This window comes from Desulfobulbaceae bacterium (genome assembly GCA_013792005.1).
Classification (GTDB): domain Bacteria; phylum Desulfobacterota; class Desulfobulbia; order Desulfobulbales; family VMSU01; genus VMSU01.
The window spans coordinates 1-9308 of sequence record VMSU01000046.1; the positions used below are offsets into that span (position 1 = coordinate 1).

The 9308-nt window shown below is 51.9% G+C and carries 6 protein-coding genes; all 6 read right to left on the bottom strand.

Annotated elements, in window-relative coordinates:
• Nucleotides 1-83: 83 nt before the first annotated feature.
• Nucleotides 84-407: a hypothetical protein gene (locus FP815_02670; GenBank protein MBA3013838.1), complete on the bottom strand. Its 324-nt coding sequence runs from the start codon at nucleotides 405-407 to the stop codon at nucleotides 84-86.
• A gap of 103 nt (nucleotides 408-510) precedes the next feature.
• Nucleotides 511-2097 (bottom strand): phosphoethanolamine--lipid A transferase, encoded by a 1587-nt coding sequence (locus tag FP815_02675; GenBank protein ID MBA3013839.1) that lies wholly within the window; start codon nucleotides 2095-2097, stop codon nucleotides 511-513.
• 136 nt (nucleotides 2098-2233) lie between these two features.
• Entirely contained in the window at nucleotides 2234-3262 is a 1029-nt protein-coding gene (locus tag FP815_02680) for a M28 family peptidase (GenBank protein ID MBA3013840.1), read from the bottom strand.
• Between the two features lie 30 nt (nucleotides 3263-3292).
• Nucleotides 3293-6163: an AMP-binding protein gene (locus tag FP815_02685; protein MBA3013841.1), complete on the bottom strand. Its 2871-nt coding sequence runs from the start codon at nucleotides 6161-6163 to the stop codon at nucleotides 3293-3295.
• Between the two features lie 4 nt (nucleotides 6164-6167).
• Nucleotides 6168-7475, bottom strand: a complete 1308-nt coding sequence (locus tag FP815_02690) for an MFS transporter (protein MBA3013842.1) — start codon at nucleotides 7473-7475, stop codon at nucleotides 6168-6170.
• A gap of 137 nt (nucleotides 7476-7612) precedes the next feature.
• Nucleotides 7613-9016, bottom strand: a complete 1404-nt coding sequence (locus FP815_02695; protein MBA3013843.1) for a radical SAM protein — start codon at nucleotides 9014-9016, stop codon at nucleotides 7613-7615.
• Nucleotides 9017-9308 lie beyond the last annotated feature (292 nt).

The following is a 9308-nucleotide window of genomic DNA, read 5'->3' on the forward strand; positions in this document are numbered from 1 at the left end:
AAGCCCCATGACCGTAACATCGGCCCACTGAGCGCCAGCCTCCAGAGCGGGCAGGGTGTTCTCGGCTTGAGGAAGTGGCAGCGTTACTGACGCTGGTTCAACAGAAAAAAGACTATCGCCTGGATCGTCTGCCGCTGCTGTGCCGGCTGGTTGCCGAGGCCTCTGGACGGGCGATCCCTGCCAATCATCCCCTGGTCGGTCAGGCCATTTTCACTTGCGAAACCGGGTTGCATGTTCACGGCCTTTTGGCCGATCCGGCTTCTTACGAGCCCTTCCCACCGGAGTGTGTCAACAGTCACAGAACAATTCTGATGGGGGCCAAGACCGGAAGCCGTGCCGTTGCCGGTTATCTTGCACAGCTCGGCATGCCCGTACACTCCCATCGCCTGCCCAATCTTGTCCGTCATATTCGCCAGCTGGCATCTGATCTGGGTCGTCCGCTGCTGGAGGCGGAAATCAGAAATCTCGTTTGACGTTAATTGGTCAGGCTGAAGTCAAGCGAGACCGCGGTCAGTTGCCGGAGTCGTACTGTAAGATATCCAGGCTTTTGTCGTAGACGGATGTTTCCACCTCCATCAGCCCTAGGACTGTGTGAAAGAGGTTGTCTTGAGAGAAATTTTGTGTCGCTTTGTTCCTTAGACCCTTGTGGTCTATTTTAAAGTTGTCGCTGAACCAGAACAAGGATGCAATATGCTTCTGTGGGTCCGGGGCTATGGCATAGGGTAAGCCGTGGAGATAGATATTATACTCGCCCAGGGATTCGCCATGGTCGCTCAGGTAAATCATCGCCGCTTCAAATCGATTTGAGTTCTTTTTAAGAAGCGCAACTGTCTGCGCCAGAAAGTAATCGGTGTATAGGATGGCGTTATCGTAAGCGTTGTCGATCTCTTCGTTGGTGCATTCATCAAGCTGGTTGGTCTTGCAAACCGGGGTGAATTTTTCGAAGGAAGTAGGATATCGTTTATGATAGGCCGGTCCATGATTACCCATCTGATGCAGGATGATCAGCACATCACCCTGCTGTTGGCTGTCGATGTGCTCTTGCAGGCCAACCAGCATTCCCTCATCCCTGCACTCGATGTCGCAGATGGGGTTATTCTCTGGCAGCTTATAGTCCTGATATGGCACTCTGAGCGCCACTCCTTTTGAATCCGAGTTGTTGTCGCGCCAGATCACATTGATGCCGGCATGACCCAGGACGTCCAGGAGGTTTTCGGTGGATTCACCCTTGCTGTTGCTATACGATTCGCGGGGAAAGATGGAGAACATGCATGGAACGGAATAGGCTGTTGACGTGCCACAGGAAAGCATGTTGGTAAAAGAGATGACATCCTCCTTTTGCAGAAGTGGATTGGTCTCTCGATGATATCCGTTCAATGAAAACCGGTCTGATCGGGCCGCTTCGCCGACTACCAGGATGATCAGTTCCCGGTCAGTATCGGTTGCAGGAATTTGAGCGTCCTGGCCCAGAGGTGTAGCAATGACCGGTGAGCTTTTGAGGGATATCTTGAGATATTTCTCTATTGAGTAGATATAGTAGGTCGGGTTGGTGTAGAAGCGAAGAGATTTGTGCTCTCGGAAAAATGAGGTGTAAAATTTACTGAAGAGCAGCGCCATGCTGAGAAAAATAAGCAGGAAGATACCGGCATCTCTTAAGGTGGTTATGGCGGCTTTTTTGAAGGAAGCGGGTTCTATCTGGACCGTGTAGATGAAGATGCTCGGCATTACTCCGAGCAGTAATAGATAATAGATCAGATTGATGCTCAGTAGATCGGAGGCCTCATCCAGACTCGTTTGCATACTGTTTTGGATCATGGTGTGGTCGATGACCACGTTGTAGGTGTTCATGAAATAACTGGCAAGCGATGACACCAGCAGGAAAAGGATTAAGACCGGTTTTGTCGTGTGCTTTGAGCTAAGAAGGGTGAATAACAACGCAATAACCGCCGTGAGTCCCACAGCTAACGATACTAAAAATCCAAAGTTTTTCAGGGTGACCGGGTAGACCTCCACCACATGCTGAAAAAATGAGACATTGTTAAAAAGAACGAAGAACAACGCCGTGAACAGAATAAGTTTTGTCTGGGTCAATTTCATTTTTTATGCAAAGGGGCACAGGATGATCCCGTTAAGTTTATTGGCGTCGGAGAGAGTCATCCAAAAATAATCATTCACTTAAGAAATTGCTTTAATTGATTCACTGCGACAGTGTCTTTTGCCCTTATGGTGCAATCTAGTGAGGGTCTTTACCCTGTCTTTTCTCTGCAGGGACTCCGGCCAGATCGGCAAGCGCCTCTCTTAGCCCTTTCACGACGTGTGCAAAATCGGGGTAGTTCAGTTTGTCTGGAGTGTCTTGCTCGGTGTGGTACTGCGCATACCGAAAGAGAGCGGTGTCGGTGATCATCACGGCCTGAAATCCTTCGCGCCAGAACGACCAGTGGTCCGACCAGCCGATACCGGTCATCCAGCCCGGCGCCGCCACTCCTTCCGCCGGAAAGGATGAATGACGCCGGAACGCATCAAGCAACACCTTCATCAGTCGTCTGGATCCAAGGTTGCTGACGATACCGACGAAGTTAGCTGTGTCGGGATAGATCAAGCCAAAGGGGAAAGGGTATTTTTGGCTACCCGGCTCAGAGGTGTAGTAGGCAAGGGTCTCTAAGGAGATCATGCCGACGATATGCTGCTGTTCCTGTCGAGCCCTGATGGCGTGGACGCGGCTCCCCATCTTCTTTGACAGGAAAAAAGGGGGTTCCTCGTTGGCAAAGGCGACAAAGTGAAAGGTTTTCGCTGGCTGTGCCTGGCGAAGAAGCCGGGAAAGTTCAAGCAGGGCCGCCACCCCGGAGCTGTTGTCATTAGCCCCGGGACAACCGAGGACGGAATCATAGTGGGCGCCGACTACTACGATCTGATCCGATTGCCCGGTTCCGGCAACCTCGACCCAGAGGTTCTTCACCTTAGCCTCCGTAGTGGCCTGGTATTCATCCACATGCACGGTAAATCCTATCTCCTGCCAATAGGTTTCGATATACTTAGCGGCGGCGTCCATCTGGTCGGCATGCCAGATGTTGCGCTCTCCGATCTCTTTCGCCAGCATCTCCACATGGGCGCGCAATCGTGTTTCCAGTGAATCAGGCATGGTCGGCGCCTCTTTGAGAGGATGGCAGCGTCCAGCAGGAGGCTTGATGGCTATAAAAGACAGCAATAGCAGAGTGAACATGAGGATTAGCCATAACGAGTGTGGTCGCAGGGTAAAATTCATCAGTCGTCAGTTGTGTGGGCTATCGATGTTTCATTTGATTTTTTCAAAAATGGCCGGTCTCTCCCCGGCAAGGTCTGGTTCTCCGCAATGGGCGAGCATCCAGCTCCTGACCTGATCCTTTAATGTGACAGCGGCTTGCCAGCGTTCCTCATCGTGACCTGCGGGGAGTGTTACGGCCGGATAGGATGGCCCGATGATGATCCTGACCACGCCGTGGCGTGGAAACCAAGAGTCTGCCCGCAGAATGGAACGGCTCCCCCGAATGATGATCGGTATTATTGGGAGACCGGCGTGGATAGCCGTTTCAAAGGCGCCAAGCCGGAATGGGAGCAGGCCTGGAATGCGGGAGAAGGTCCCTTCGGCGAAATAGAACAGTGACTGGCCGGCTCTGGCTTTTTCGATAAGAGAACGGGCATCGCGGCTCCCTTTTTTCCAGTCGAACCGTTCAACGAACTGGGTCCCCAGCCGGTTCAGGAAGGTGCGGAAAATACAATGGTTCTGAAGTTCGGCCTTAGCGATGAAACTCGCCCCCTCAGGCAATATGGCAGCGAGCAGGATGCCATCAAGGTAGCTGGCATGGTTTGCGACAAAGATGCACGGTTGCTGCAGGCGGGAAAGATGCTCCTGGTTTTCCACCTGCAGAGGGATGCCGGTGAGTTTGAGCAGCAGACGGGCCGCCCGGTGGATAAAACGCCACCGTCGCAAGCGGGAGGGGATGAGCATGGCGCCCGTCCAGACGATAAGGGCAATCGCCCCGAACAGCAACCAACAGACAATGGCATAGGCGGTTGCCTTCAGTTGTTCGGTCAGGTGAAAGAGCCGCGGCGGAATGCCTGAGATGGCAAAGAGGGCGATCTGCAGCCATACCGCCCTTTGTGCTCTGCCGATATGCCCCTTTTCATAAAGTTCACGGCTTGAGGCCCGTCTGATCTTGCCGCTCGAGGTCTTGAGGACCGTGTTGGGCGGGGCCAACACCACCTCGTCTGGTGGGCTGCCGCAGATATCAGCAATGGTGTTGCTGATCAGCAGTCGCAGTTTTTTTAAGGTTTCTTCCTTTCGTGCCCTGGTTTCAGCAAGAACCACCAGTCGTTCCAAGGATGAATCGTCGCGCACGCTGCCGAAAACAGCAACATTTCCCTGGCGGATGCCATCAATTTGCCCGACCGCTTCTTCCAGTTCTTCGGGGTAGATATTTCTCCCGGCCCGGATGATGATATCTTTGCTGCGTCCGGTGATATAGACCTCGCCATCGGCAATATAGGCTCGATCGCCGGAATTCAGCCATGATCCTTGAAATAGGCTTGCGGTCTGCACGGGATTACGAAAATAGCCGCTGGTTACCGAGGGGCCTTTGAACTGCAGGTGGCCCTCCTGACGGTCGGGCATCTCTCGGCCTTGAGAATCGATGATGCGGATCTCATGACCAGAGAGCGGCAAGCCGCAGCTGATCATGGACATGGTGTTCACCTCGGCGGCATCTGCCGGTTCAGCCCGGCCTGCCTCTATCAGTGGGCGGCGGCGGATCCGGTCGATGAGAGGTCCGCGGCCAAGCGGCGGGAAGGCGAGACCGACCGAGGATTCCGCCAGCCCGTACACGGGCATCATGGCCTGCCGGGAAAAGCCGTAGGCGCTGAATCTCTCGATAAAGCCGTTGATCACCGACGGGCTTACTGCCTCGGCGCCATTGAAGGCGCAGCGCCAGGAACTAAGATCTATTCCGGTGAGATCATCTTGGTCGATCCGGCGTAGACAGAGTTCATAGGCGAAATTCGGGGCGGCTGAGATGGTGCCGCCAAAGCGATGAATGGCCCGCAGCCACCGTGCCGGACGGGCGATAAAGGCGAGCGGCGAGAGGATGACCAGCTGGCAGGCATGATACAGGCTGCCGAACCAGGCCCCGATCAGCCCCATGTCATGGTAGAGCGGCAGCCAGCTGATAAAAACGTCCTCGGAGGTTACGGACGTTACTCGGCCCATGGCCCTGATATTGGCGAGAATATTGGCGTGGTTGAGGATGACCCCCTTCGGCTGGCCGGTGCTTCCTGACGTGTATTGGAGAAAAGCCACGTCTTCAGCAGTCCGGAATGGTTGCTGAAAGGGTGTGTCACTTGTAAAGTCTGCGACAGCGCCAACCGTGACAATTTTCCTCAGAGAGGGGACCTGGGTATGCATCAGCCTGGTGAACGGCTGAGCCTCTGGGATAGTGATCATGAAGCGTGCCGTACAGTTGTTGGCAATCGCAGTGTGGCGGCGGAGATGCTCCTCGATCTGTTTTATGCGGCCAGGAGGGTAGAGTGGCACCGGAACACCTCCGGCTATGAGGACCGCGAAAAAACTGATGAAGTATTCACGTCCGGTCGGCAGCATGAGTAAGGTTGTTTCACCGGGGCTGAGTCCTGACTGTTGCAGTCCTGACGCCAGCTTCTGTGCCTCGTGCCTGAGCTGACCGTAGGTGATGATTTCACCCTCATCGCTATCACTGTAAAGCCTGATATGGGGCCGTTCCGGATGACGGGCGGCATGCCATTCAAGCACCTCAATCAATGTTTGGGCGTTCAACGGTTGGTCTTCGACCCTAGCAAGGGCCTCTGCGGCAGGATGGAGCGAATGTTTTACTCCTGTGCCGGAGACGGCCATGGCTCGAAGAAAATCCCTGGGGGTATCGGCTGTTGCCAGTAACTGCTCCGGCAGGGTGAGATCGAATAAGCGTTCGATCCGGGCCAGCAGCTCGACCCGGGACAGGCTGTCGAGGCCAAGGTCGCGGTCAATTGAGGTGTCAAGGTTGATGGGAGCAGGTTTCTGGCCAGGATGGAGGCTGTGTGCCATCTCCTCTATCAGGGAAAGCAGTTTTTCCGTCTGCTGGTCGGAGGCAGTGTGGCTTTCATTGGATGGTGTCTGCATCGGATCACCCTTCAGGTTGCATCGGCGTTTGTTGCGAATGGTGCAGGCACCCTTTTTTTTCGTCAACGAAAAGGAGGATCACGCCGCCTGCCGCAAAAAACAGGATGACTGAGGCGACTCCTGCCCGTTGGGTCCCGAAAATTTCCGTACAAACCCCAAACAGCAACGGTCCGAGAAATGCGGTGAATTTGCCGGAAAAGGCAAAAAAACCAAAAAATTGTCCTTCCTTGTCGGTGGGTATGAAACGAGCCATGAGTGATCGGCTAGCAGACTGGTTGGGGCCGGAAAAGAGTCCGACCAGAATGCCGGACAACCAGAATAGCCCTCTGCTGGTGGTGACAGCGGCTATGGATGCGGCGATAGTGAGACCTATCAGGCTCAGGATGATTGTATTCTTGCCGCCATGGATATCGTCATAATAGCCGAAGGCGAATGCCCCCGCTCCAGCCGCGACGTTGAGTACGATGCCGAAATACATGATCTCCTGAAAGCTGAAGTTAAAAGTACCGGCCGCATAGATGCCGCCAAAGGCAAAGATGGTAATGAGGCCGTCATTGAAGAGGAGCCGGGCCAGCAGGAAACGGACGATCTGCTCATAGCGCCTCAGTTCATGGAAGGTTTTAGCAAGATCTGCGATGGCGGCGCTAAATGATGGTTGCCCTGCCGGGGAGGGATGATGCGGGTCTTTGACCAGGACGATGAGCGGCAGGCTGAAAATGGCAAACCAGGCGGCAGTCAGGAGATTGGTCGCCCGGATGTTTTCACCTAAGTTCCGGCTCAATCCGAACCAGGGTGTTTCAGGGTTGACCATGGTAATCATCGCTAGAAACATGGCTGCCAGTCCCCCAACATATCCGATTCCCCAGCTATAACCGGAAATTCTACCGATTTTTTTGGCTGGGGCGAGGTCGGGCAGGTAGGCATTGTAGAACACACAGCCCATCTCAAAGCCAAAGTTGCCCAAAGCAAAAAGAGCTAAGGCGGGATAGACCTGGCCGGGCAGCGGCCCAAAAAGAGCCACGGTGCAGGTGATGGAGAGAACTGTGAAGATAATGAGATAGTATTTTCTGCGCTGGCCGGAATCAGCCAGGGCGCCGAAAAAAGGTGAAAGCAAGGCCACTGCCAGGGCGGAGATGGTGACAGCCCTTGACCACAGGACCGTGCCGCTAATCGGATCCGGGGCGATGGCTTGGGTAAAGTAAGTGGCGTAAATAAAGGTGACGACCAGGGTGGTAAAGGCGGAGTTCGCAAAATCGTACATGGCCCAGGCGAAAACGGCCTTTCTGTTGACTGCACCTCCATCATTCGTCATCATTCACCCCGCCCACGTTGATCATCAGTAAAGCACCATATTCTCGTTTGTCTGGATGACTATTTTTTGGGTTTTATGTCTCCTCGATCACTACAATTCCCTGGGGTATGTCACTAAGGGACTCGGATGTAACTCTACTAAAAGTATTCAGCAAACCCAGTGGCCGGAAGTTCTTTTAACGAAACGTTGAAAAGTCCATCAGATCCTATTGGATTATGGGGTGAATGACCTTCCAAAATTTCATAAAAGCTTGCCCTTTCTTCCGACTCAATTTGGATGGAGATGCTGCTGGCTTCCGTGGCAATAAAAATGTGTTTTTCTCGGGTAATTATATGCTCAGTCCCTTCGTCTAAGGGCTTTTCACTGGTTATTGCTGCCTTGTACTCTACAAAAATAGGTTCCTCATTAAGTTGTAGCTGAATAAGTAGGTATCGTGTAACAAAAATTTGGTGTTGATCTGGTGAAACTTGCCATCCTTTTCCCTCTGGAGAGAGCCGGGTTAACTGGTCTTTCAATCCTTTAAGCGGTATTGAAATTCCTTTTAGGATAAGGCTGCGGATAAAACCGTTTTGATTGATCTCTCCCTGGCTATTCAAAACAAAAACTGCGGCTTTTTTGCGAAAGGCGGCTTTTTGGTAGTGGTTTTTGTAATGAAAAGAACAATAATTAACCGGCAATCTCAGCCCATGGTGTAAGACAAAGTTAATAATCTCAAGCGCTGTAAGTTCTGACTCCAAAACCGTGACTTTCGGGCCATGTGAAAAAGTGTAATTCCGGTTGGAGAGATTTTTTAAATTATAGGGTGTAAGCCTCATCTGGTGGAGATTGAGATAGTTTACGCCAAGGGTGTCGAGTTCGATAACCATATTTCTAAGTTGTTCAATCTCATCAGGGATTGCAGGTATTTCAACGGTGATCTTTGGAATCTTTCCCAAGGCAAGGCGCAGATTTTTGGTGTTATATTCTGTGGCAGTAAGGTCGAAACGGATCTCATCCAAGCCGGCTTCGGCTAATTGTGCGGCTTTAGCTTCATTTAAAAGGGTGCCGTTGGTGTACATCCAAACATAAACTGAATCATCGAATTCTTTTTTTATTTTTGACAGAAAATCAATGGTCGTATTGAAAGTAAGTAACGGTTCTCCACCACTGAGGCCAACGCCTTTAAATCCAAACTTTTTGATGTATCCGATATACTTTTCCGCTTTGTCGAAAGTAATGCCCTGGGTTTCAGGAATTGAGGTGTCAACCTGAGACGTTGGACAATAAAAACAATTGCAGTTGCAGCGGTTGTTGATAAAAAGGCATGACCAGTAACCTTCTCCGCAGAGCCTGCACCCCGGAGAAATTGCGTGAGCAAAGGGTTTTGTTCCATTACAAAGGAACCCGGCTTTGCCTTTAATTTCAGAGATAAGCCGCGAACGTTTTTCGTCGGCCTCAATGAGCTGGTAATATGATGGTTTTTTAAGTTGATCGTAATAAATTCCGTATTCTTTACGATTCTCTGCGATGAGTTTCTTCTGGTAGCTAATGAGTGATTTCATGCCTGCCTTTGTGTCGTGAAAATGATTGGGATAGTTTTTCAAGTCCCGGCAAGGCGTAGAAAACACTCCACTCACCCTTCCGAAATTGCATCTTTAATTGAATCCGGAAGGCCAGCGAGGTGGAAATGGTTGATCCATTTTTCATCTCGCCATGCAGTCAAGCGTCTTTGTCGAAAGATAAGCGTGAGCCATGATGGAAGTCAATCTCTTTCCGATCAGCGGGGAGGGATCATGACCTGCGTCCACCCAATTGGATCACCTATCTGCTGATTGATGATGTCATCCACCTCGT

Bases quoted from the DNA above. Each gene is read 5' to 3' on its own strand.
- FP815_02670 (MBA3013838.1), bottom strand. From the start codon at position 407: ATGACGGACAAGATTGGGCAGGCGATGGGAGTGTACGGGCATGCCGAG.
- FP815_02675 (MBA3013839.1), bottom strand. From the start codon at position 2,097: ATGAAATTGACCCAGACAAAACTTATTCTGTTCACGGCGTTGTTCTTC.
- FP815_02680 (MBA3013840.1), bottom strand. From the start codon at position 3,262: ATGAATTTTACCCTGCGACCACACTCGTTATGGCTAATCCTCATGTTC.
- FP815_02685 (MBA3013841.1), bottom strand. From the start codon at position 6,163: ATGCAGACACCATCCAATGAAAGCCACACTGCCTCCGACCAGCAGACG.
- FP815_02690 (MBA3013842.1), bottom strand. From the start codon at position 7,475: ATGACGAATGATGGAGGTGCAGTCAACAGAAAGGCCGTTTTCGCCTGG.
- FP815_02695 (MBA3013843.1), bottom strand. From the start codon at position 9,016: ATGAAATCACTCATTAGCTACCAGAAGAAACTCATCGCAGAGAATCGT.